This window comes from Clostridium boliviensis, assembly GCF_033342255.1.
GTDB lineage: Bacteria > Bacillota > Clostridia > Lachnospirales > Lachnospiraceae > Lacrimispora > Lacrimispora boliviensis.
In genome coordinates, this window is record NZ_JAWONS010000329.1 from 266822 (window position 1) to 291591 (window position 24770).

Genomic DNA, 24770 nt, shown 5'->3' on the forward strand with positions numbered 1-24770 from the left:
TTAACCTAAAATATCAATGGAAGCCGCCGAGTTCCCATTTACCGCCCCCTGATTTCCCCTGCCTGCTCTCGCTGCGCTGTTCCATGCCTGATTATAGATTCCCCACAGCTGGGATTCTCTGGCATCTTCCGCTTTTGTTCCATAGGAAATCCATCTGCCATTGGAAAAAGAGGCTACCATCTCTCCATTACTGTCGTAAAATTCTGCATAAGACACATCATCTGCTTCCTTGCTGTACTTCACAGAACCAAACATATAATCCAACAAATTAAAGGTTTTCGGTTCCTGCCTTATATTTTTATATATTGCTCTTAAGCCCTGTGAAATAATATTTTTTCGATCAGGAGAAACCGCAGAAACATAACTTTTTACAAGATTTCTAAATCCGGCGGAATCTGACTGGAATTTTCCAGCCGCCTGATCTTTTTTTGCCTGTTCAATAATAGCTGTTTTATACTTATCATCGCTCATGGCCGGTGCTGTTTTTATATTAAAATGAAAATCGGTATAATCCGGGGAAGAAACACTTCCCTTTTTTTCTGTACCAGTATGGGGACGGCTTTGCGTCAGCAATTTATCATTTCCTATGCGCATTTTATCTGCTCCTTTTCTTTTTAATGAAAGACTTTCATATGGGCTGGTCATATGAAAATCTCTCCTGTCATTATTATTAAAATATTACGTTATAAATTAAAAGGAGTCATCCCAGTAAATTGTTATATAGGGATTGGAATATGACTTAGAGCCAATGTCTAATATCATACCATGGGAAATTGCGCCGCTGATGCAGGTAGCGTTAAAGGAAATTGTATACGTTCCATTAGCTTTGGAAGCTAAAAAACCGTTTGTTCTCAAAGTTGTATTTTCCTTACCGTTCCAAGTTACTTTCTCCGCTGAACTCCTGTTACTGCTGGCCACTGTCAGATAATTGGTAAGTACAGCTCCTGAATATTTCAGCGAACCAGGATTTACCTCAAGCTTTGTAATAACAGCATTTGCCGGAAGACCGGAAACACGGAATGTAACTTCACTTGAATTGCCGCTTTGTCCCTTTTTTAAGGCGAGACTCATGGTTCCGGAAGAAGTCACCTTCTTGGTTCCGGTTGCAGCGTATGTTGAAGTGGTCGTTGTAAATGCCATTGTAACGATTAATAAAGCGCTGAAAAGTAATTTCAAAAACTTATTTCTGCTCATAAAAATGCCCCCTGTTCTAATTTAGTAAAAGAATATCAGCAACCAGCCTGCTGTATCTCTTATTATGAATATCGGGTTTATTGAGACATTTCTAAGATTTTTTGCGTTATTTGATATTCCATTTCATCATAACGGTCAATTGATTGTTAAAGGTTACAGTATCATGTTCCATTAATTATTGAGAAACACCTCTTCCAACACTCTGCCGTCACAAGATCCAAACTCAACGCCAAGAATGGAAGCAATGGTTGGGGCGATATCCACCATATGAATCTCCCCTAACTGGTATCCTTTTCTGATTCCCTTTCCTGATACAACAAAACAGCAGTTATATTCCGACTTCTCAGGAGAGTATCCATGAGTGGCATAGGTTTTGTTTTCTTCTTTTAAATCTGTTACAAGAGGACCTGTAAGGCTGTCATCAAAACTAAATCCCATTTTTGCTTCCAACATGCAGCCAGATACCGGGAATGCATGAAACGCTTTCAACTCTTCTTCAGTATAGATTTTCTCTATGCCAAGCCGTTCCTCTTCTGCAGCTGTTTGTATAATCCGCAGTGCACGCCCCTTCGCTTCCTCATCATCTTCCTTTACGTGCAGATAGGCAGATCCGCCTGTAGACTGTAAATACGCCCTCCAGTGCAATTTACCATTCTTTTCGAAAATAAGGCCGTCTTCTTTTAACAGTTGATTCAGCCTCACCTTATATCTGACATTTTTCTGACCATGATCACCCAGCACCATAAATACAGTTTCTTCTGAAATACCCGCTTCCAAAACTGCAGCCATCATCTTACCGATTCTCTCATCCATGCGGAGGAGAACCTGATCAATCTCAGCGCTGTCTGTCCCATAATGATGTTTTGCATCGTCCAGATCAATGAAATGGATCATCAAAAGTTCCGGTTTCTTTTCCAATATGGTATCCGTACCGCACATAACCGTAAAATCATCCAGGTAGGGCTGTTCAATTCCTTTTCTTATCTTTCCAAACTTTCTTTCCAGCCTCATACAATAAAAAGGATTTCCGTTTTTCAAAATTTTAAGTGCCTGATTTTCACGGCCAATTGCCTTTATCTCAGGCATATTATAACGAATGGACGCCTTTCCTGTAACAGGCCATAATATTGCGGCTGATTTCATCCTGTGTTTTTTCAATGCTTCATACACAGTGGGCACCTTGATGTCTTTTCTAAACCAGAACCACGCCTGATCTTCTTCTCTGACAAAAGGCTGAAGCGGGTTATTATGATAAATTCCGTGTTTATCCGGATATACACCGGTCATCATAGTGGTATGGACAACATAGGTAAGCGTGGGATAAACGCTTTTTAATTTAGTACTGGAAACCCCGTTTTCTATTAACCGGGACAGATTGGGAAGCCGGCTTGCTTTTTCCCAGTTATCTTCAGAAAATGCATCATAAGAGATTACGATCAGATGCTTTGCTTTTCCATTGTTCATTTTTACTCTTCCCATCCTTCCTCTTATTTTCCTTCCAACGGAAGCCTTATAAATATAATAAATCCCACTAAAAAGAGAGGTATAATTCCAATAATACTCCATCTGGCATTACCTGTAACTGCTGTTGTTAGAGACATCAGCGTTGGCCCCATAATAGCTGAAAATTTACCAAAAATATTATAAAACCCAAAGAATTCGTTGGATTTTTCCTTTGGAATAATCTTTGCAAAATAAGACCTGCTAAGCGCCTGAATCCCGCCTTGCGCAGAACCGATCATGGCACCAAGAATGAAGATATGCCACACGGAAGATATAAAAAATGCAGCAACGCAGGATATAATATAAGTAAATATTCCTATGATAATCATGGTTCTGGCAGAAAATCGTTTTGCCATATTTCCGTAAAACACCGCACATGGAAAGGCAATAATCTGAATGATCAGTAAGATCGCCAGCAGGGAAAAGGTATCCAGTGCATCATTTCCCATAACTGCAGTGGCATAAGGAATTACCATCTTAATAATGGTATCCACACCATCAATATAAAAGAAATAAGCGCCAAGGAAGAGAAATACAGTATGATACTGTTTCATCTGTCTGAATGTTTCTGCCAGCCTTATAAAACTATTCTTTATCATATCCTTTTCGGGTTCCACATAATGAATCTGTTTTACATCTCTTATCATAGGAATGGTTAAAAGTCCCCACCATAAAGCTGTGATAATAAATCCAATCTGATATCCAATGGATTTTTCCATTCCCAGAAGAAAGATAAACACCAGACTAATACCAAAAGGGATGACGCTTGATATGTAACCAAATGCAAAACCAAGAGAGGATATCTTATCCATTCTTTCATCACTGGTGACATCAACAATAAATGCATCGTAAAAAATATTGGATCCTGCAAAACCAATTGCTGATAAGATAAAAAACAGAATTAAAAGCTGCCACTGCCCGCTGGAAGGAGGGATAAACGCCAGCGATGCCGTTGAAAGGACTCCCAGGCAGGTGAAGAATACAAAAAAACGCTTCTTTTTGTCCTTATAATCGGCTGCAGCACCCAATATGGGACTTAAAGCCGCCACCAGGATACTGGCAATGGAATTAAAATATCCCAGGTCCATGCTTCGTTTCACATTGTCAAACATTCCAAACATTATCGGCAGTAATGCGGTTGTGACAGCCATGGAATAAGCTGAATTACCGCAGTCAACCAGAATCCATGATTTCTCTTCCCTGCTTAATTTCACGCTTGGCCCCTCCTATTTCTGGTCCACGCCTCCCTGCACTCTCCCGACAATTCCGCCTTCCAGCATCACTTTAATGCCTCGTGGATGATTGGGAGAATTGGTTAATATTCTCTGGACCACACCTTCTGTCAGTTTACCTGTTCTTTGATCCTGTTTCTGTACTACCATAACGCGGTCACCAATTTTAATATTTTTTCTTACTGTTCCGTCCATTTTATTCCCTTCATTCTCTAAAATAGGCAAGGCCTTAGTTTCTTATAGTTTCACATAATTAAGTGTGATTTCCTTGTCTGCTGTAAATTGCAAAACCAGCCTTTTCCTCTCCTCACTGAACGAAAACGTCAGTTTTGTATTCAATGGTGTCTCATAATGCCAAATGCAGGCTGTAAACTCTTCCTGCTTCCATTCTCCGTAGCAGACAGCTCTGTAAAAGGATTGGGCTTCCCAGAATGGCTTTGCAGTCTCCATCCATTTTTTCTCTATAAAACGGATCACATATAGGGGTTGTGGGTTCTCCCCGTTAAATATTGCAAGGAGACACTCACCATTTTCAAAATCAAATCTTATCTTCTTTATATTATATTCTTTCTCCACTGCCACATCAGAAGAAAGCTGGTAGGCTGCCCGGAATACAGGATAGGGATCTGCATTTTCGTTCACCTTCAGATGTGTCTGACAAGCTCCGAACTCAACCAGTTTATTGTGAACGTCACTTTCAGGCAGGGGCACTTTTCCTCCAAGCACTGGAAGAAGACTGCTCCAGATCAGCTTCATAAATTTACCCATGTCTGCGTTGCTTGTTACAGCAATAACACAGTTATACTCAGGCATAACGATACAGTATTGCCCATACATACCATCTCCCCGATACACTCCTTCGGGTACACATCTCCAAAACTGGTATCCATACCCCTGTGCCCAATCGTTATCCGCCTCATCTCCGTTGTTAATCTGTTTGGATGTTGCTTCTTCTATCCATGCTGCGGGTACCAGCTGCCGTCCATTGAAATTCCCTTTCTGCAGAAGCATTTGCCCGAATACGGCTATATCCTCTGTTTTGATATTCAGTCCAAAACCGCCAAAGCTGATGCCCAAATTATCTTCATCCCAAATGGGGTCAATTCCCAGGGGCTCAAACAGCCTGGGCATAAGATAATCCACAAGTTTCTGACCGGTCAATCTTGTGATAATTGCAGAACACATATAGGTAGCCATGGTATTGTAAAAAAAGGCGCTGCCCGGTTCATTTTTCACATGAGAGCTTAAAAATCCCAGAATATGATTAAAATTATCATCACCCCAGTTCCAATTCTCATAAGTCATTCCAGTTCCCATGGTAAGAAGATTGCGCACGGTCATTTTCTTTATTTTCTCGTCGACTTTTTCCCCCAGTTCTTCCATCTCAGATGTAAAAATATCAACGATCCGCGTATCTGTTGTCAGCAGACCTTCCTCCACTGCCAGTCCGATTGCCATGGATGTAAAGCTTTTGCTTAAAGAAAACAACTGATGCCTGTACTGGGGCGAATATGGCTTCCACCAGCAGTCAGCAATATTTTTCCCGTTCTTAAGCAGCATAAATGAATGAAGTTCTAAACCCTGTTCGTTCACTTTGTTTAAAAATTCCAGAATCGCCCCGGAAGAGACTCCCTGTGATTCTGGTGTCGCTTTTTCAAGTCTCATACACTACCTCCCAAATTATAATCAGATCTTTTGCATTTAACATCATTGTATGACAAATTGTCAAATAATACAATTAAATCATTGCTAAGAAGATTCAATTACAGGTTCTCTCATCAGACCGGCAAAGCGTGTTATATTATCCTCAGCAATGTGCGACTGACTCTGATCAGAGCCAGTTATCTTTTTCATAATAAATCTCTCCATGAAATTCATTTTGTCATAATTGCACTCCCCGCCAAAGAATTCCTTTGCAGCAGCAACCGCCAATAGTTCTTTTGGAAAAGAGGATTCAAGCTGCTTTTGCGCGTCATCTTCCTTTGCCATTCCGCAGATAAAGAACCCTGTTTTTTTATCTTTAAGAGTGTTTAAATTGTCTGAGCAAAAACTCATAACCGGCTTTCTGATTTTCCCAGCATAAATTGAACCGCCGATGATGACTCTATCATATTTCGTCAGATCAGGATGACTGCTCCTTAAGTCACAGATATCCACCTTTTCCTCAAGCTTTTTAGCAAGAATCTCAGCGCAAGTTTTAGTAAATCCATATTTAGTTGTATATGCAATTAATGTACTCATGTTAATGCCTCCTAAAAATTAATTTCGTTATCATGTTCAATTACTTTAATTCATCTCTGCCTGCAGCAACTTCGGATACCGCCGCCAGGCCTTTCATTGTAAACTCGGTGAGATAATCCAATAACTTTGGAAAATACTGAAGGCCAATTTCCTCTTTATGGGTCTCAACAGTAACGATTGCTGTGAAAATAGCCATGATCATTCGACTGTCAATATCGTTCCTTATTTTTCCGTCTTCCTGCCATTTTTTAATAATGTTAAAAAGATCGTGATACATGAATTCAAGACGATCCAACCCATTCTGTTCACGGAAATACTGCTCTATTTTGTAAGCCACGTCCTTATTATACCACTCTATCAGGATGGGATTTGACTTCATGCCTTTTAGATTTGATAACATCAGTTCTTTAACCAGACTTCCCGGTTCCTGATTCATGTCCATTGATTTCAGTATTTTTTTCTTCAGCTTTTCGTTTTCTTCCAGGTATACTGCCATGAAAAGCTCCTCTTTTGAGGAATAGTAATTATAAAATGTACCTGTTCCTATATTTGCGGCTTTCGTAATATCTGATACATTGGTATCCTTAAACCCCTTCCGGCTGAACAGTTCCTTTCCGCAATTAAATAACAATGTTTTTGTATCTTTCAATCTATATTCCTCCAACATATTAAATCTTCAGACATCGGCAAATTCTTAATTCTGCTTTGCCAGCCTATGCCCTGCTAAATCAAAAATCCAGCCCATCAGCTTTTTAAACGGTTTTAAGGTAACATCGTAATAATAATCCGATTCAAACCAGCCCTTTGCCTTGTAATGCCGATAGTCATAATATTCTTCACTAAGCATCTCCTTCATTCTTGTTCTTGAAATTCGAAACATCATCAGCCTGAACAAAGACGGGGTTGGAGCTGCTTGACGCACAAGCACACGGTAAAACCTTGCAGCGGCCTTTTTTATTTCCAATGAGTTCTTCTCTTGTGCTGATTTTGCAGTCGGCTCCAGGGTATTTAATACACAGCCTTTTGTAACACGATATCCTAAATTTTCTCCCATATTACCGAGATACTTTATAATGGAGTTTCCCCCGAAAATACCCTGAGTAACAATGGATGTAAACACCTTGCCAAAAAAACATGGCCGATGTAATAAAAACGCGATCCGATCCAATAAATTTTTCATGGGTGCTGAAACATGAAATGAATAATTAGGGGTGGCAAATATAACACCGTCAGAATCTTCCATCTTTTCAATCAGCAAATCACGATCGTCCCGTAAGGGGCAGTGGTCTTCTCCTTTATTGAAACAAAGCTTGCAGCCCCTGCAAAACTCAATTCGATAATCCTTTAAGAAAACATATTCAAACTCAATGTCCGTATATGATTTCAAATTTTGCTCAAATTCACGAACCGCCTCGTATGTAGCCTTCTTTCTCGCGCTTCCTATAAATGCAGTAATCTTTTTCATTTAATGCCTTTCTGCAAAAGTGCCAGTATATGAACGAATTAATTTTTATTCATTCACATACTAGCACTTTTTGGTTTACACGTCAAGTTTAAAGTAGTTTTGCCTAATAATACATTTTTTCTTACTATTTATAAGAAAGATTATTACTCTGATTCATAACACCATCTCGCAATTTCTGCGATTAAAGTCAGCGGAAGCTGCTTTTCATAAGGCAGCTGTATTGCGCCTTTACTTGTTTTGTATTCTGTCAGCCGGTTTGCGAAATACACCATTGCAGCCTCACCAGGATACACCCCTATATGTTTTTTAAATGCGGCAAAATGAATGATGTTATGTCCGCTCCAGTAAGTCGGCATCTTCCATGAGATACGTTCCTCTGCGCCGGGCAATGCAGTCCTAAGCGTATTACGAACCTGATGTAAGAGCGGCTGAACCTCCTTATCCTGAGCTTCAATATAGGCATCAATTGTATTTGGCGCCTCACTGCAAAAATGATTTTGATCCAGATTTTTAAATTCCCGGCCACACTTTGGGCATTTCCACATATCAGATACACCTTTCCCTTTCCAAATTCACCCGAATCTCATTCAAATAAATAGCTTGTCATAGATAAGGAACCCAGCATACAGCTGTTGTTATATACAGTTATCTTATCTTCTTCATCCGATGCCCCAAGCAAATATAAGATTGGATTAAAATGATCCGGCGCAGGTACGGATAATTTAGCCGCCTCACCCTGACGCATGTAGTGAATGATATTTTCGTGATTTTTACTTTCAATATTTGACTTTACATAATCGTCAAATCTATATGCCCATTCAAAACCATCGTCTTCCATTCCCCAATCCAGCATTCTTAAATTGTGAACAATATTTCCGGTGCCAAATAAAAGTACGCCTTGATTTCTTAAGGATTTCAATTCCCTGCCTATCTGATAATGTACCTGGGGAGGTGCAAATGCATCGATGCTGATCTGAAAAACAGGAATATCCCGCTGGGGGTACATATGAGTCAGAACAGACCACGTACCGTGGTCAATGCCCCAGGTATTATCATATACGCTTGGTTTGGTGATTAGATCTTTTACAGTACCTGCAAGCTTTGGATTACCAGGGGCATTATATATCATCTTATATAACTCATCTGGAAATCCATACATATCATAAACTGTATTCGGATTTTCCTCATTCATAATCTTTGTACCTTCTGTATACCAGTGTGCCGAGATTGATACGATTGATTCAGGTCTGGGGATTTTCTGTGACATTTCTCTCCAGCCTCTGGTATAACGGTTATCTTCTATTGCATTCATTGGTGAACCGTGGCCTGCAAATATCATGGGCATTTTAGACATATCATTTACTCCTTTCCCTCTTATATGTATCAGTCAACTACCATTGAGATATATTCTCTGTTATCCAAGTCTGATATATTGGAATTATCCATATTCTTCCTATTGTTTTAATATATCCAGTCCTCTTCATATAGTCAAGCATTTTTGCTTCCACCTCCCAGTTATCAGTGTTTTTCGCGGTATTCTTTTGGCGAAATACCTGTCAACTTCCTAAACTGTGCATAAAATGTGGAAAGGCTCTCAAAACCGCTTTGCAGGGAAATTTGTAAAATGCTATTGTTTGTGTGGGCAAGCAGATCTTTGGCACTGTTAATGCGAAGCTGGTTTAAATACTCCGATGGTGTTTTCTGATATTGATCTTGAAACAGCTGTATCATACGATTCCTGCTCAGACCGAGTTGTGCAAGTTCCTCTTTCAGACGGCTGCGATCTGTAAAATATTGGTCACATACTTTCTTGATTTTATCGGCAGAATCCTTTAGCGGCTGAAATTCCAGCAAATCCGGGCGGCAGCGCTTACAGGGACGCAGCCCACTTTCTGCAGCCTGCTCTGCTGTGTCAAAAAAGAGGACATTTTCACGCTTTGGACTTTTTGACTTGCAGGAGGGACGGCAGAAAATCCCTGTTGTTTTTACACCATAAAAAAATTTACCGTCATAAGCGGGATTACAGGTCAGAGATGCCTGCCATTTTTCTTCATCCGTTAAATTCATATTGGACATTTTATTACCTCCTTTGTTCCATTGGCATTGAGGAAAGTTCCCATAAATAAATGGAAGCTACCGACCCGTAGGGTGAATATTTATTTCTATATGATTCAAATTGATCCTTTGTCAATTTGGGATTGCCGTAAAGCTTTTCCATTCCACGGCGGATTCCAATATCCCCCCAGCTGACTACATCAGGTCGTTCCATATTAATGAGCAGCATTTGTGCAGTCCATGGTCCTATTCCCTTATAAGCCATCAGGGTACGAATGACTTCGTTATCCGGCTGCTTTTGCAGACTATCCAGACAAAGATTTCCTCCCACGATCTCTTTTGCCAGATCCCAGATACAGACAGCTTTTTTCATTGTCATGCCACATTCTCTTACATCGACCGGGGTAAAGCAAGACAGATTCTCCGGAGTGATTTCACCCACAAGTTCCTGCATTCGTTCCCACACTGTTTTGGCGGAGCGAGTTGAGATCAATTGACCAATAATCGCATATACCAGCGCTGCGAATGGATCGGGAATTACCTCACGCTCCACTCGCCCAAGTCTGACCATTGCTTCACCAAGCACAGGATCTGCCGCGGCAAGATGTGCTATTTCTTTCATACCATAATTGAAATGCTTATACGTAACTGCTGACATGATTATTTTCCATTTCTAACAGGTTTTTCTTTATTTCCAGACCCCCGGCATACCCCACTAATTTACCATCCGAACCTATTATGCGGTGACAGGGTGTAATAATAAGTATGGGGTTTTTGCTGTTGGCCATACCTACAGCACGGGAGGCCTCTGGCCGGCCAATCATTTCAGCAACTTGTTTATAACTGCGGGTTTCTCCATACTCAATCTCCTGCAGCGTGTTCCAGACCGTCTTCTGGAACTCCGTTCCTTTGGCTGCAAGCTTTAAATCAAATGTTCTGCGGGTTCCTGAAAAATATTCCAAAAGCTGCTTCTCGGCTTCTTTTAGCAAGGGTGTGATCCGATTATTACCGATGTATTGTGTATCCTTAGCAAAGAAAAGTTCCGTAATAGCACCATCTTGTTCTGATATTACAACCTTGCCAAGGATTGTCTGAAACATAGCTGTATTTTTCATAAAGTCAACCTCCTTCGTTCTGATTGATTCAGTTTACTCTATTTTTTCCAGTATATCATCCGATTTTGCACCATGCAATTTTTAGGATACTATACGAAAAAACAGCGCTTTTAAAATTACGCTGTTTTCCATATCCCTTTATAATTGTATTTTAGCATAAACTATTTCTGCAAGTTACTCGTTCTAAAGTCAGAACTCACCATGTCCTTCCATAAAGGAATAAATACCCATCGGATTTTCCAAGCTGTTTTTGGGGCGTTTTATCCACAATGATTGTTGCCTTTAGAAGTGATTTTACCTGTTCTCTCATTAAGCTGACGCTGAACTTGTCCATCTCTCTGGTCTTGTTATTTACCATAAGATAATCCGGCATCTGAATCAGCCCGATGACCGGAATCCCTTCTTCAAACAGAGGCTGGCTTTCTCCAAATTCAAACTTGTTGTGGCCTCTGAGCGTGACAGTTCGGGTCCGGCTTCTGTCCCTGATCACCTTTTCCCAAATTCGTCCCATACGGGCATTTCCCACATAAGTGTATTCTGTCTGAATGTTGCCAGTGGCCTTGTATTGTCCGGATTCATATTCTTTCCACTCCATGCTTCCAAGGTGCTCCACCGTAATACCTGCAACGGCTTTTTTATTGCCTTTTTTTCCATCCCAAAGTTCCGGATGATCCTTTAACCAGGTTGAGGCAGCCTGTGAGGTCCCTTTAAATACCGGTAAACGAAAATGTCCGGTTACGAAGGAAAATACCATGGTGCGGCTGAGCTGTTTGTTTTGTAAATATCGTATCATGGAAAGCATTCCGATGGCTCCGTTCTCCTCTACCACATTAATACCATCTGTATGTGTATTGATAAGAATGGTCTGATCCTCATTCCTGCCTCTAATTATCACATGGAAACTTTCTGTTTTAGCATTGGTCTGTTTTTCTGCTTCTAAAATTACAGTTCCCTGCTCCTGCTTCTTAGCTGCCGCAATCACCTTTTTCCCTTCCGTCTCATTCACCCATACAGCCGGAATTCCCATATATTCGTCGGTAAATGGAAGATACTGATCTTCCACTTTTTCATCTGCCACTCCCTTCCAGATTAAAACAACTGCTTTTACTCCCTTCTCCCTTGCCTTCTTTAGATCAGGATTTCTTAACACAGAAGTGAGTACCAGATCACCGTCACCTGCTGCAATTCTGGTGCCGCCTGGATATGCCGCCCGTTTGTTCATGATTAGTCCAATGGGAAGTTTTTTTACCTTTTTGATTTCTACAACGGCAATTTTACCTTTTGCTTTGCTATAATTACCGCTTTTTACATGAATCAATTCTCCTGTTATTCCATTTTCATCTGTTTCGCCAGAATATGGATAGGCTGATGACACATGGATATCTTCTTGGTTTACTGTTAAAGCACTTCTCTTTTCTTCCCATCGTTCAAACGTATAGGTGTCGCTATAAACCGGAAGCCCCATATCATTCAGCTGCTGCTTTAACCATGCAATAAACATTTGATGACCTTTTGAGCCGGTTGTCCTGCTGCCAAACCCATTCATTATTTCTATTTTCTTCCTCATGGACTCTTCTGAATCTAATTTGCTCTTTTGTATCATGGCTTCCTTCTCCTTATTTAAGAATCCTCCCCATATGATAGCATCTCTTTTTCATAGTTTACCAAGACTTGTACAACATATGGCGGCCAATTCCACTAATTATGCCAGTTTAATGATATATAGTAGCCAAAGTTAGGCGATACTCCATACCCCTTAATATAATAACAGTTACATAATAATTTCCAAATAGATTAATAATAACTAAAACTCAAAAATTTGGAAAGGAGATTTTGTAATGGATTATAGTTTAATCTGGAAAACAATTGTTATATTTTTTGCAGGAAAACTTATACTGCGATTGGGAGGGCGTAAATCAATTTCACAGATGACTATCACTCAGACTATTGTTATGGTCGGGATCGGTTCTCTTTTAATACAACCTATCTCTGAAGATAACATATGGAGCACATTACTAATTGCTTTTATATTCACTATGCTTATGGTTTTTTCGGAATATCTTGAAATTAAGTTTGACATTTTCGAATCTCTCTTTTCAGGTAAAGCTGTCATTGTTATAGAAAATGGCGAAATTATTATGAAAAATCTAAAAAAATTACGTCTTACTGTGGATAGACTTGAAACGCGCCTGCGCCAAAACGGTGTCAGTTCTATAAAAGATGTAAAGGCAGCTACTATAGAGGTGAGCGGTCAAATAGGCTATGAGCTAAAAGATGATAAAAAACCACTGACAAAGGAAGATTTTATTACCATTATGTCAGAACTATCACAGCGAAACCAATTAATGGCAGGCTACCAGAAAACACAAAAAAGTAATTCCGACAGTATCTTCCGAGAGGTTACGGAAAAAGACAATGAGGGAAAAAATGAACCTTAACTTTTTTCAAAAAACAGCTTTGTAGTCTCCGCCCACTTACCTCCGGACCGCATTTTCCAGCTACCTGATATATATTTGGAATAAACTAATTCTGCAAATTGCCCGTATTGCTTCACTTCTTTCAAGAAAAACCTCTTTAATGCTTCCTTTTGAGCAAACAATGGAATCCCCGCACCCAATAGTACAGGTGCAATCTGTATTATTATATTGTCTATCATATCATGATCTAACAATGGAGCCATAATTGTGCTGCCCCCTACGATCCAGATATTTTTATCCTTATCTATCTGTTTAACAAATTCTATGATATCACTATTGACAGGAATAAAACCCTGGATTGATAAATTTTTCGCATGTGTAATCACATAGTTTTCAGTAGTTGGATAAATAGTTTCTGTATTATCCATCTTTTCAATTTCATTAAATGTCCTTTTCCCCATAATAGTAATATCCATGCTATTATAGAAACTTTCATAATCCGTTTCTTCTGCATCTCCTGTCTGATAAAGCCAGTCCAGGTTATGGTTTTTATCAGCCAGATAGCCATCCAAAGTTATGCAGCCATAAAAAAAAACACTCATATTAATCCCTCTCATATAACTCGATTTCTGATAAAGTAAGATTCTTTGCACTGCCCCCAACCCTGACTTCCTGAATTTCGTTTTGATTTACCGATAAGGATACCAGAATTTCAGATGGTTTTTTCATGGAATACCCCTGCTCAAATACAATATTCGATTCCTGCCCGCTTTTAATTTTGCCATAGTGGTAAAGATAGCAGCCCAGTGCTCCGTTTGAGGTTCCTGTTGCCGATTCTTCCGGGATTTCATATAATGGAGCAAAATTTCTGCAATTAGCATTGGCACCATGCAGGGATTCCAGGGTAAAAACATGATAACCAACTGCATTATATTTTTGGCTGATGATCTTGATCTTTTCCATATCCGGCCTCATTTCATTTAAAATCTCAATGCTTTTTACAGGAATCATAATATCCCTAAGTCCTGTAGATACGATCTGGGCCGGTAAATCTCCCGGCATCTGCGAGGTATCGATATTTAGTGAATCCGCAAGTTCATCTTTCTCTATTATTTCTGAAAATACGGGAACCGGTTGGTTCATCATAACGGAATGGTCTTCTTTAATTTCAATTCCCAGAATTCCGGCTTTTGTCTCCTGTTTATACTTATCTGGTTTTAACAATCCCAGATGTGCCATTGTATGAAAGGCAGCAATTGTTGCATGACCGCATAAATCAACCTCTTCCTTTGGTGTAAAGAATCTCACTCTAAAATCCGCTGCGTCTGATGGCAATAAAAAAGCAGTTTCGCTGAATCCCAGAATCGCAGCAATTTTTCCCATTTCCTTTTCCGATAATGAATCTGCGTCAATTACAACACCAGCTGCATTACCGCCTTCTTTCGTTTTAGCAAATGAATTTAATTTATATACTTTTACTTTCATGTCAATTCTCCCTATATCGTTACACTCGTTCCAATGTTCTTTTCTTCTGCTGTTCTTATTATGTAATCTGCAACAGCAAGATCCTGCAGCGCAATCCCTGTGCTGTCAAATACAGTAATATCGTTATTTGATAAACGGCCATTTTCATTTCCGTTTATAACATATCCTATTTCTCTTATCGACTCTATTGGTAATATTCCTAAACTGACAGCTGTTTGTATCTCTCCCACACTGGAGGCCTGATCTATATCATCTGCAAATATTCTTGCAGTTCTAAATAAGGTTTCATCCAGCTCCTGTTTGCCTGGCAAGTCTGCACCAATACAGCTGATATGTGTACCCGGCTTCACCCATTCTTTTTTAATCAATGCCTGACTGGAAGGAGTTATAGTTATAACTGCATCGGTTTCTTCCAGCGCTGATTGAATATTATTTACTGCATAAAATTCTACGGTTTTGATTCTTTGAATCCAATTTTCATTTTTAAAATCGTTACTGCTATTATTAATTCCGCTTAATTTTGTACGTATGGATTGTTGAAGTAAATGTGCCTTTTTTTCATTTCTCGGATTATAAATATTAACTTTTCGTATTGTTGGTACAGCGGTTAATGCTGCTGCGATTTGAAAGGCCGCCTGATTACCCGTTCCCACTAATGTGAGAACCTCTGCATTCTGATTCGCAAGATATTTTATACCAACTGCCCCCGCTGCCCCAGTACGCATGGCTGTTAAATACCCTGCATTAATCAGTGCTATGGGGAATCCATTTTTCAAATCAAACACCATTGCCATTGCTGTTAAATTCGGAAGTCCCTGTATTTTATTATCGCCAAACCATGTAACGAGCTTTAATCCAAATAAATTCCCAGTCTGATAAATTCCGGATTTTATATCCATATCCGCTTTTCCCTCAACCAGATCAGCAGAAACAAGGGGCAATAACGTTGCCCGTTTATCCGCTTTCTGTCTATATGCATTTTCCACACATAAAATAGTATTCTCCAGATCTAATATACTCTTTACGTCATCGTCACTTATGATTTTAATTGTATTCATGATTCATTCCTTCCTTTTTGATCAGTCTGCGGTTCCATGTATGATTCATTATACTGAAAAAAAGTACATATGTCTCCGACCATCAATGGTTGATTTTTAGCCATCCAAATGATATATTAGATTTCAGTGACAGGAGGTTTTTATATGTACAAAATCAATTGGAGACCAGATAAAACCCATCCAATGCCTTTGCATCTGCAAATTGTCGGCTATATAAAAGAAAAGATAACGAGTAACGAATGGTCCGTTGGCGCAAAATTACCCAGCCAGAGAGCTCTTGCGGGATTGTTTGCAGTAAATCGCAGTACGATTATTGCAGCAATGGATGAACTTGCGGCAGAAGGGATTATTGAGGGCAATACCGGCGGCGGAACGAAAATTATAAACAATACCTGGAATTTGATGAATCAGACTTACAATTGGAACGGTTATATCTCATCAGGAAACCATCAGCCTAACCAAATGATTGTTCAGCAGATTAATGAAGCTGAGAGCGATCCTGGCATGATACGAATGGGTTCGTGTGAACCAGCCTCAGAACTGATTCCACAGGAAAAGATACAGAGTATATTAAAGAAATTATCTGTTGCATCACAGCCATTAGGATATGAAGAACCAAGAGGATCTCTTTTTTTAAGGGAAGAAATCTGTAAATACTTAGAAACCATTGGAATTACGGCAAATCCGTCTTCTGTCTTAATAACATCCGGTGCTTTGCAAGGTCTGCAGCTAATTTCTCTCGGCCTTTTACATCCCAATTCCACTGTCTATCTGGAAAAACCATCCTATCTGTATTCGCTTCGGACTTTCCAGTCCTTTGGAATGCAGTTATCCGGAATACCTTCTGAGGAAACTGGAATGAATATTAAGAAATTAGCAGAAAAGAATAAAAATAAAAAGGGTTCTATCGTATTTACCATACCCACGTTCCATAATCCAACAGGAACTGTTATGCCGTTGGAAAAGAGAAAAGAATTGATCCATTTTTGTGAGAAAGAAGGTCTTCCCATCATCGAAGACGATGTATATCGTGAAATCTGGTTTGAAGATCCCCCGCCTCCTCCATTAAAATCACTAGATTCCAGTGGTCTTGTTTTATATGTTGGAGGCATTTCTAAAAACTTAAGTCCAGGTCTTAGAATTGGCTGGGTTGTTGGACCTGAACCGATTATAACAAGATTATCAGATATTAAAATGCAGTCGGATTATGGTTCAAGTTCACTTTCCCAGAATGTGGCTGCCGAACTATTTGCCAGTGGTTTATATGAGGCACATAATCATAATCTCAGAAAAAAAGTCAAAATAAGAAGAGATACTGCACTGGCTGCATTAAATGAGTATTTTCAAAAAACAGCCACATGGAACATTCCTACAGGCGGATATTTCATATGGCTGAAACTGAATCGTCCTATTTCCATGTACCAGCTTTTTGTAAAAGCTTTAAGCCGTAAAGTACTCATCCATCCTGGAGACTTATACGAATACCGCTCAAATCAGCATATACGCATCTCCTATTCCAATGCATCACTGGATGACATCAGACAGGGAATCCGAATACTTTCCGAATTAGTGGAGGAACAGCTTACATGACTTTTATATCACTCTGCTATCCAATATGCTTTTCACACCCATTTCATAAAAGGGAGACATATCCTCCTCTCTCATAATGTGGGTCTGAAGAGGCATGTTTTTATCATTTCTTTACTTTTGGAGTTTGCAATGCTCCATTTAAAAATCCATATGGTTCTGTCTGTTTCCGAATGACTGAATTTGAGAAATGGCTGCCTACGGTTTCCGTGTTGTTTTGGATGGAGTATTTAATCACTGCGGACGGGATTTTTTTGCCTATCAGGATGTCTTGGCAAATGGCAGAAACTCAGAATATTGCAGCTGGTTTTCAGGAATTGATTTTAATCTGGAAAGTCCTTTGGGGGATCCCTTCTGTTACGATACCTGGGGTGGATATTTTGAATTGCCTAAGTTTAACTTAAATAACTCCCAGGTAGTGGATTACTTATTAAAGGCTGTTCTATATTGGATCGACTATTTTGATATTGATGGATTACGGCTGGATGCAGCAGATTGTCTTAATCCTGACTTTATGAAAGTGCTGCGAAAGAAAACCATTGAACGAAAAGATGATTTCTGGCTTATGGGTGAAGTGGTTCATGGAGATTACAGAGAGTGGATAAGTGAGGAGCAGCTGGATGCCGTCACCAACTATGAAATATTTAAAGGTTTATACTCCAGTCACAATGACCAGAACCTTTTCGAAATTGCACATTCCCTGAACCGGGAATTCGATTCTGAATCTGGCATTTACCGGAACTTCATGCTCTATAATTTTGTAGATAATCACGATCAGAACCGCTTGGCAAGCCTGGTGGCTCAGACCTCTTATTTATATACCATTTATATCCTGCTATTTACAATTCCAGGTATTCCCTCTATCTATTACGGGAGTGAGTGGGGTTTAAAAGGAGTAAAGGAGAATGGTTCTGATTCAGCCATCCGGCCTTATATTGATATAGAACAGGTGATTCCCGATGAACCAGACTTAGAAGGTGTAATAAAAAAACTGATTCAGATACGAAAAAAGATTCCTGCTTTAAAGACAGGAACCTATAAACAAATATCCATTGAATATCAAAAGCCATTCATTTTCCAACGAGATCTGGGAGATGATCATGTACTCGTTATGATCAACGCAACTCCCAATGAACACATCGTAAATCTGGAGCAATACAGCAGCACCGGGTGTCTCGATATTCTGAATAATGAGCAGCTTTTGAATGATTTAATAGACATAAAGATCACCCCTTATTGGGGAAGAATTATATATTTTAAAAGCTGACGGCACCTGCTGCTGCCGCGGCTCAGACAATCACTTGCTACTCTGTAGTGCCAGTAATCATTATATTTCCGCTCTCAAAAAATCCGGTGGCATTATAAGCCCAGGTGCCTTCAGATAATTCAAATGTTTTTGTTATATCAGAACTGCTAAAAGTTAGTCTCTCTTCCTTACCAGACGGTGAGAATAAAAATAAATCTACGGTACCGCCCTTTATATCTGCGGCTGCTACTATGGTCAGTTTCTGACCGTCTGCTGACTGGAAGCTCCCTGACTGAACTACCGCCGTGCTGCCATCGTTGCTGATTTTAAAAACCTGAGTTCCATTCTGAGAACATATTGAATCTGCCTCTGATTCTTGCAAAGGCTCCTGTGATACACCAGGACCAGCATCAGCAAAGGATACCATATTCGTATGAATCAAGGTGCAAACCACAATCAGACAAAGTGCAATTATTCCCAGAAGCTTTTTTCTTCCAAGTTGTAATGTAATCATAAAATCCCCCTTTTTAACTGCAAACGCATTATATTAATATTCTATACTTGCAGTTAAAGTCCGTCAAGTGCAGATTCTATTTATCTCACAAGCTTTTCTTCTTCCCTTTCATACCACTGTGCCTGTGCCACCCACATATCAGCGTATTTCCCTGGACGGGAAAGCAGCTCGTCATGTGTCCCCATGTCAACGATCTCTCCAGAATCCAGCACTACAATACGGTCTGCCAGCTTTGCAGAGCCCAGACGGTGAGTCACCACAACAGCGCATTTTCCTTCTGCCAGCCGTTGAAACTGTTTATATATCCTGGTTTCCTCAATTGGATCAATGGCAGATGTGGGTTCATCCAGAACGATAAAGCCATTCACCCGGTATAACCCTCTGGCAATGGCAATCCGCTGCCATTGCCCACCGGACAAATCAATTCCGCCAAATTCTGGCGAAAGCATATCATCCATTCGGATTTTTCCTTTTTCAAAACCTGCCTCACGAAGGGCAGATTCCGCCTGATGAGAACCAGCTTTGGTGGGACTGCCACTGATAGCCACATTCTCTTCAAGCGTCATTTTGTACCGCTGAAATTTCTGGAATACACCAGATATGCCCTTATATAAAGAGGAAGGGGCAATCTCCCCAGTGTCAAGGCCACCGATTGTTACCCTGCCTTTTAACGGGCGGTAAATACCAGTCAGCAAACGCACAAGTGTACTCTTCCCCGCTCCATTTTCTCCTACTATGGCAATAGTCTCCCCCTCTGCCAGGTTCAGTGACAAGTTCTTCACCGCAGGTTTCTCCCGGCCTGGATATGTATAACTGATTCCATGAGCAGCAACACCTTTTGTGAAATCCGGTATTCCGTCTAAGCCGGTGCGTTCGTGCATGTCAAGCAGATGAAGGAAGTTGTTAACCTTTCCGATATCCTTATTCATACTGCTGACGTGCTTTCCGACAATTTCATCCATAATAGCGAAGATCTGTCCCAGCGCAGCAAACACAGCGGCAAACATCCCGATTGTAATTTCACCATTCATGGTTGCAGTAAAGAGCAGATAAGCCGACGCACCCATACCTGCAAATGTGGTAATGTTCAACATCAGCTTTAGCAGTGCAGTTTTCATTTCTGCCTTCCATATTTTACAGGTAAGTAATTCCATTGTGCCTGTAAACAGCTGATTAAAAAATGAAAACGCTCCTAATATTCGGGTTTCTTTAAAATACTCTCTGTCACAAATCGTCTTTTGGTAATATTCATTCTCCCTGCGCAGTGGCGCGCTCTGTTCTTCCAGTCTTGTAAACACCCTGACTTGAATCGTCTGGGCCAGTATGGCAGGAATAAAAGCCAATAGTAAAGTAATTAACAGCATGGGCTTTAACGTAAACAGATAGACCCCGATCGACAGGAAATATACTCCATAAAAAGAGATACAAAGATATAAAATCATACAAAATAAAGGTATTGCCCGGATTCCCTCCCTGGCTTTGTTCAGATCATCTAAAAAATCTGTGTTCTCAAATTGGGCGGGATCGATACTTTTAAGTTTCCGGTGAAGCAAAACAGTCAGTTTTCCCATTGATTTAGGAAAAAGAATGCCGGTTCCATGAAAGTTATGAACACCATTTAAAATCTGCTGTCCAAATGTTACTCCAGATAATAGTAACAGGGAAACCAGACAATCCTGGAATCCCGCTTCATTGACAGCTGCTTTGGCAATCGTATCAAAAAGATGCTGCGTTGCCACGACTGTCAGTGAAAATGACAGCCCATGTATAACAGCCAGCAGATTTTCAAGGATGCAATTAAACGGTGCTGACTGAAACTGTATTGGTATAATCCGGGCAATGACTTCAAAGAACGTGTAATTCTTCTTCTCTTCGTTCATAGATACCACCCCCTCTGAGCCTCAAACATCCCGGCATACGCTCCGTTTGCTGCCATCAATGCATCATGAGTTCCCCGTTCTATAATCCTCCCGCTGTCGATAACCAGTATCTCGTCAGCCAGCTTGGTGGATCCGAGACGGTGACTGACAAAAACCGTTGTCTTACCTCGCATCAGCTTTTCAAAATCTCTGTATAGCAGACTCTCGCTGATGGGATCCAGAGCAGAGGTGGGCTCGTCAAGCATTTTAACAGGAGCTCTGCTGTTCAACGACCGTGCGATGGCCACACGCTGCCACTGACCACCGGAAAGATCCTGCCCGCCTGTCATTATCTTACCCAGCGGCGTATCAAGCCCATGGTTCAGACTTCGGATTGTCTCATCTAAACCAGCAAGATGTGCTGCCTGCATCTCATTCCCTTTTTTATGTACATCGCCAAGAGTTATATTGTCTTTCAGCCGTATATAGTATCTGGCAAAATCCTGATATACCACAGAAAACAAAGCCTTGACCGTGCTGGCCGGATATTCCCGAAGTTCCTTTCCGTTTATCAGTATCTCACCCTGGTATTGTGTATACAGTCCTGTTAACAGCTTTGTAATGGTGGTTTTACCAGCACCATTTTTGCCAACAAAGGCATAATGGCGCCCTGCCTCCAGTTTAAAAGACAGTCCGTCCAATACCAGCCGTTCACTGCCTGGGTATCGAAAAATGACATTGCGAAACTCCAATGAATCAAATGCCATGGGGGTTGCATCCGGCTCAGTCAGTGCATCTTTTGTCTGATTCAATGCAGCAAATTCAGTTAAATCCTTCATATACTCTCCCACGCGGGATATGTTTTCAAGGGCTCGTGACATCTGAAAACCTAGTTTCTGGATCATGCCAAATACTGAACTTACGATACCCATAAACCACCCCGCTGTCATCTGACCGGACACCACAGGTCCGATGAGTGTCAATGCCACCAACAAAGAGATCAGAACCATAAGCAGACTGGAGCACTTAATAGTCAGGAACATCCTGGCCGTCACCTTTAACTGTAATTGCCGCCCTGCCTCATACTGATTCTGCCACTTATCATTAATCTCATCGTTATAGCCGAACAGAGTACGCTCGTCCACATTATCGCGTCCGGTCAGTACTTCTCCCAGATAATCTGTGCGCCGGTTGAATCTCTCAGCCTCACGCCCTGCCTGATAAGTCTTTCTGCCGGCACGCACCGACAGCCAGAACATGGGCGCTGAAAAGATTAAGATGATAAATGCAGCCCACCAGACCTGGGTTACAATCAGTATCAGAACAGAAAACAGGGAAATAATAATTTGTATAAACTGTACATATGCATCCATACCTTCCATAACGGAATTAACCGGATCCCGGGATACGCGTGAAATTAATTCCCAGCTGGTATTATTTTCAATATGCCTGTAATCCAATGCAGCATAAATTCTCACCACAGAAGGTATCAGTCTGCGCTGAAGGTTTAACCGGATACGGGAACCGGCCAGCTGGATCAGCGCACCAAGCGTAGTGGTCACTCCAAGCGTCACTAACAATAATACCAATGGCAGATAAATATCATCACGCGGGCGCGTTCCCCTTAATATGTCAGATGCAGTGTCCACAAAACCAGCTGTAGCCAGAGCAAGAGCCGCCGTCTGCATGATGGATAGGGTAACAGACAAAAGTATCTCTGATACCAAACAGACAGGGGACGCTTTAAATGCCAGCCTCACTGCGTCAAAAGAATGATAGTTTTTCTTAATTTCAATCATACCCACTCCCCCAGTTTTGATCAAAAATCATTATTGTTATTATAATTCATATGTTACGCAAAGTCACGAACATACTTAAAATGATTGTATCAAAAAATGCCCCCGGAGTTTCTTATCATATCCGGGGGCCAGCACTTCTTTTAGAGGTTGGGATTCATTACAGCATATTCTTAAACTTCCTGATTACCTTTTGCTCATATTCCGGATCGCTATTGCCCCTGCCAATCCGGTCACAAAGCCCTAACAGCGCAACTTCACTGCTATCGGTTTCCTGTTTCATCTTGCCCGCATTGCCAAAGGGCAGGCCTTCTGTTATATACATCACGTGCATATGATAACGGACCAGTTTTGCGACTGACTGAATCCATAATTCATCACCGGAAAAACAGGACAGAAAATCCACTGCCAGATGTTCTCCCTCAGAATCATGATTATAAGCGGTAATTTTTTCTTTTTTTATTTTGGTCACCACCGGTTTACCAATATCATGAAGCAGCGCTGCCCACATCAGAGTTTTTTCTGACTTACTTTCCTGTTTCCGTTTTGCCGCCTCGTCCACCACCATCATTGTATGCTTCCATACGCTTCCTTCCGGGTGGTAACGTTTTGACTGGGGTGTTTCCTTCATTCTTAACAGCATGGAAAAAGGATAATCAGAAAACCATGGTTCCATGCTGACCTGATTAAGATAATCCGATGGAGATTCATCATGAAGCAGATGATATTCTATTTGTCCAAACTGCTGTTCCATAGTATTTTTATCTGACATGAGCTTTGCCTTTCCTTTACAATTCGTTTACGTTGACGTTCTTTTTCTGAACCAGTTGTTTTCCCCCTACCCTGAATGCATTCTTTGGACAGTAATTGACACACCTCATACAGGAAATGCACTGGTCATGCTGAATTTTCATACCCTCATCAGTAAATTGAATGGCATGAACCGGACAGTGCTTTTCGCAAACACGGCATCTAATGCATAACGGATCGTCTATCCGAATAGTCTTACTGGTTATTCTCCAGATGAAATGTCCTCTGGAAACAAGTCTCATCAGATCGGATAATACTGGTATCCGATTCCACTTCGCGCTTCCGTCTATCAGTGACTGTACATATTTTTCTGCCTGAAGAAAGGCTGCTTCATTTTTCTGTTTTCCAATTTCAGCTTTTTTTTCTGTCATCTGCATGCTTGTGGCCATTTTAAACTCACAGGCACCTATGCATTGATATCCTTTCGCTGTCAGGACCTTTTTCATTGGTCCTATAATCCCACCTGAAAAGCTTTCCATGGTATCTGCAAGAAAAACACTTCTATTGTTTCCTTCCGGTAAATTCTTTACAAAATCCCATACAATTGGGAAGGTAGACTCGATTGCAACCGGAACCACAATTCCTAAATGACAATCATCTTCTAATTCGACTGTTTCAGATGTGGATATTTTTCTTAAAGTAACAGAATATTTCTGCTTTTCAAATACTTCTTTTATTTTTTTAACAAGAAGAAGCGTATTTCCTGTCCCCGAAAAATAATAAATTATAATTGGTTTTCTTATCAGCATAGTTAAACCCCCACTCCAATTGCAGTAACAAATATAAATAGAAGCACAGCAAATGATGTATTTACGATTTCAAGAAGCATTAATGTCTTTGACATCTTATCAGGGGATTTAGGGAAAATTCCTCCTAAATCAATCATATATACAATAAAATAAAGTACAGAAATTATTTTAGCCATAGGTAACGCATAGGCATTTTCCACCAGAATCAAATAACTTGTTAAATAAGAAGCAAGCCCTAATGTAATTAGAAATACGTTAAAGCCCCAAAATACAACACCTTTTAATCTACGAAAGTTTCTGTTTTCAATAGGCCCTCCCGGAACTAATATAGTCAGTAATGTTACATTAATAAACATCAGTATACTTGCCAGTATCTTAATACTCTGCATAACAACCATCCCTTTCTGTTTTAGATATAATAATCTTACCAATCAGGCAGTCCGG

General features: G+C 40.4%; 27 protein-coding genes. 3 read left to right on the plus strand and 24 right to left on the minus strand.

Annotated features, from left to right (window positions below; all coding sequences use genetic code 11):
• The 15 genes from RZO55_RS24890 to RZO55_RS24960 form a co-directional block, all read right to left on the minus strand.
• Positions 1–645 carry a hypothetical protein gene (locus RZO55_RS24890; protein WP_318066945.1) on the minus strand — a complete coding sequence of 215 codons (645 nt, stop codon included), beginning with the start codon at positions 643–645 and terminating at the stop codon, positions 1–3.
• Positions 646–690: 45 nt separating this feature from the next.
• A complete protein-coding gene (locus RZO55_RS24895) occupies positions 691–1194 on the minus strand; it encodes a hypothetical protein (protein ID WP_318066946.1) in 504 nt (167 codons plus the stop codon).
• Between the two features lie 171 nt (positions 1195–1365).
• Positions 1366–2673: an alkaline phosphatase family protein gene (locus RZO55_RS24900; protein ID WP_318066947.1), complete on the minus strand. Its 1308-nt coding sequence runs from the start codon at positions 2671–2673 to the stop codon at positions 1366–1368.
• 8 nt (positions 2674–2681) lie between these two features.
• Positions 2682–3911, minus strand: coding sequence for an MFS transporter (locus tag RZO55_RS24905; protein ID WP_318066948.1), 1230 nt, complete (start codon positions 3909–3911; stop codon positions 2682–2684).
• Positions 3912–3923: 12 nt separating this feature from the next.
• A complete protein-coding gene (locus RZO55_RS24910; protein WP_318066949.1) occupies positions 3924–4124 on the minus strand; it encodes a YwbE family protein in 201 nt (66 codons plus the stop codon).
• A 42-nt stretch (positions 4125–4166) separates the two neighbouring features.
• Positions 4167–5594, minus strand: a complete 1428-nt coding sequence (locus tag RZO55_RS24915) for a serine hydrolase domain-containing protein (RefSeq protein WP_318066950.1) — start codon at positions 5592–5594, stop codon at positions 4167–4169.
• An 84-nt stretch (positions 5595–5678) separates the two neighbouring features.
• Positions 5679–6170, minus strand: coding sequence for a flavodoxin domain-containing protein (locus RZO55_RS24920; protein ID WP_318066951.1), 492 nt, complete (start codon positions 6168–6170; stop codon positions 5679–5681).
• Between the two features lie 40 nt (positions 6171–6210).
• Positions 6211–6819: a TetR/AcrR family transcriptional regulator gene (locus tag RZO55_RS24925; protein ID WP_318066952.1), complete on the minus strand. Its 609-nt coding sequence runs from the start codon at positions 6817–6819 to the stop codon at positions 6211–6213.
• A gap of 45 nt (positions 6820–6864) precedes the next feature.
• Complete coding sequence (locus RZO55_RS24930; RefSeq protein WP_318066953.1) at positions 6865–7635, minus strand: flavodoxin family protein; 771 nt, start codon at positions 7633–7635, stop codon at positions 6865–6867.
• Between the two features lie 143 nt (positions 7636–7778).
• On the minus strand, positions 7779–8180 hold the full coding sequence (locus RZO55_RS24935; RefSeq protein WP_318066954.1) for an iron chaperone: 402 nt from the start codon (positions 8178–8180) through the stop codon (positions 7779–7781).
• Positions 8181–8218: 38 nt separating this feature from the next.
• Positions 8219–8989, minus strand: a complete 771-nt coding sequence (gene ygiD, locus RZO55_RS24940; protein WP_318066955.1) for a 4,5-DOPA-extradiol-dioxygenase — start codon at positions 8987–8989, stop codon at positions 8219–8221.
• A 164-nt stretch (positions 8990–9153) separates the two neighbouring features.
• Positions 9154–9711: a bifunctional transcriptional activator/DNA repair enzyme AdaA gene (locus RZO55_RS24945; protein WP_318066956.1), complete on the minus strand. Its 558-nt coding sequence runs from the start codon at positions 9709–9711 to the stop codon at positions 9154–9156.
• Positions 9712–9715: 4 nt separating this feature from the next.
• Entirely contained in the window at positions 9716–10348 is a 633-nt protein-coding gene (locus RZO55_RS24950; protein WP_318066957.1) for a DNA-3-methyladenine glycosylase family protein, read from the minus strand.
• On the minus strand, positions 10329–10805 hold the full coding sequence (locus RZO55_RS24955) for a methylated-DNA--[protein]-cysteine S-methyltransferase (RefSeq protein WP_318066958.1): 477 nt from the start codon (positions 10803–10805) through the stop codon (positions 10329–10331). The genes RZO55_RS24950 and RZO55_RS24955 overlap by 20 nt, the downstream gene beginning before the upstream one ends.
• Positions 10806–11001: 196 nt before the next feature.
• Positions 11002–12408: a hypothetical protein gene (locus RZO55_RS24960; protein WP_318066959.1), complete on the minus strand. Its 1407-nt coding sequence runs from the start codon at positions 12406–12408 to the stop codon at positions 11002–11004.
• 235 nt (positions 12409–12643) lie between these two features.
• Here RZO55_RS24960 and RZO55_RS24965 point away from each other — a divergent pair, with 235 nt between their 5' ends.
• Positions 12644–13243 carry a DUF421 domain-containing protein gene (locus tag RZO55_RS24965; protein ID WP_318066960.1) on the plus strand — a complete coding sequence of 200 codons (600 nt, stop codon included), beginning with the start codon at positions 12644–12646 and terminating at the stop codon, positions 13241–13243.
• On the opposite strand, the gene RZO55_RS24970 is transcribed toward RZO55_RS24965, so the two are convergent.
• Genes RZO55_RS24970 through RZO55_RS24980 form a run of 3 tightly spaced genes read right to left on the minus strand, consistent with a single transcriptional unit; the run spans position 13240 to position 15765 of the window.
• Positions 13240–13824 carry a dihydrofolate reductase family protein gene (locus tag RZO55_RS24970; RefSeq protein WP_318066961.1) on the minus strand — a complete coding sequence of 195 codons (585 nt, stop codon included), beginning with the start codon at positions 13822–13824 and terminating at the stop codon, positions 13240–13242. The two genes, RZO55_RS24965 and RZO55_RS24970, sit on opposite strands and share 4 nt — an antisense overlap.
• 1 nt (position 13825) lies before the next feature.
• Positions 13826–14707, minus strand: a complete 882-nt coding sequence (locus RZO55_RS24975; protein WP_318066962.1) for a PhzF family phenazine biosynthesis protein — start codon at positions 14705–14707, stop codon at positions 13826–13828.
• A gap of 11 nt (positions 14708–14718) precedes the next feature.
• Entirely contained in the window at positions 14719–15765 is a 1047-nt protein-coding gene (locus RZO55_RS24980) for an ornithine cyclodeaminase family protein (protein ID WP_318066963.1), read from the minus strand.
• 144 nt (positions 15766–15909) lie between these two features.
• On the opposite strand from RZO55_RS24980, the gene RZO55_RS24985 reads away from it, so the two are divergent.
• On the plus strand, positions 15910–17355 hold the full coding sequence (locus tag RZO55_RS24985) for an aminotransferase-like domain-containing protein (RefSeq protein ID WP_318066964.1): 1446 nt from the start codon (positions 15910–15912) through the stop codon (positions 17353–17355).
• Positions 17356–17542: 187 nt separating this feature from the next.
• Complete coding sequence (locus tag RZO55_RS24990) at positions 17543–18619, plus strand: alpha-amylase family glycosyl hydrolase (RefSeq protein WP_318066965.1); 1077 nt, start codon at positions 17543–17545, stop codon at positions 18617–18619.
• Positions 18620–18656: 37 nt separating this feature from the next.
• Here the strand turns inward: RZO55_RS24990 and RZO55_RS24995 are convergent, their stop codons facing one another.
• The 6 genes from RZO55_RS24995 to RZO55_RS25020 form a co-directional block, all read right to left on the minus strand.
• Entirely contained in the window at positions 18657–19112 is a 456-nt protein-coding gene (locus RZO55_RS24995; protein WP_318066966.1) for a hypothetical protein, read from the minus strand.
• A gap of 80 nt (positions 19113–19192) precedes the next feature.
• Positions 19193–20992 carry an ABC transporter ATP-binding protein gene (locus RZO55_RS25000; RefSeq protein WP_318066967.1) on the minus strand — a complete coding sequence of 600 codons (1800 nt, stop codon included), beginning with the start codon at positions 20990–20992 and terminating at the stop codon, positions 19193–19195.
• Entirely contained in the window at positions 20989–22770 is a 1782-nt protein-coding gene (locus RZO55_RS25005) for an ABC transporter ATP-binding protein (protein ID WP_318066968.1), read from the minus strand. The genes RZO55_RS25000 and RZO55_RS25005 overlap by 4 nt, the downstream gene beginning before the upstream one ends.
• A gap of 157 nt (positions 22771–22927) precedes the next feature.
• The gene (locus tag RZO55_RS25010) at positions 22928–23539 is read right to left on the minus strand and encodes an HD domain-containing protein (protein ID WP_318066969.1); all 612 of its coding nucleotides are present in this window, start codon (positions 23537–23539) and stop codon (positions 22928–22930) included.
• Positions 23540–23555: 16 nt separating this feature from the next.
• Positions 23556–24326, minus strand: coding sequence for an EFR1 family ferrodoxin (locus RZO55_RS25015; protein ID WP_318066970.1), 771 nt, complete (start codon positions 24324–24326; stop codon positions 23556–23558).
• Between the two features lie 2 nt (positions 24327–24328).
• Positions 24329–24715 carry a DUF8051 family protein gene (locus tag RZO55_RS25020; RefSeq protein WP_318066971.1) on the minus strand — a complete coding sequence of 129 codons (387 nt, stop codon included), beginning with the start codon at positions 24713–24715 and terminating at the stop codon, positions 24329–24331.
• Positions 24716–24770 lie beyond the last annotated feature (55 nt).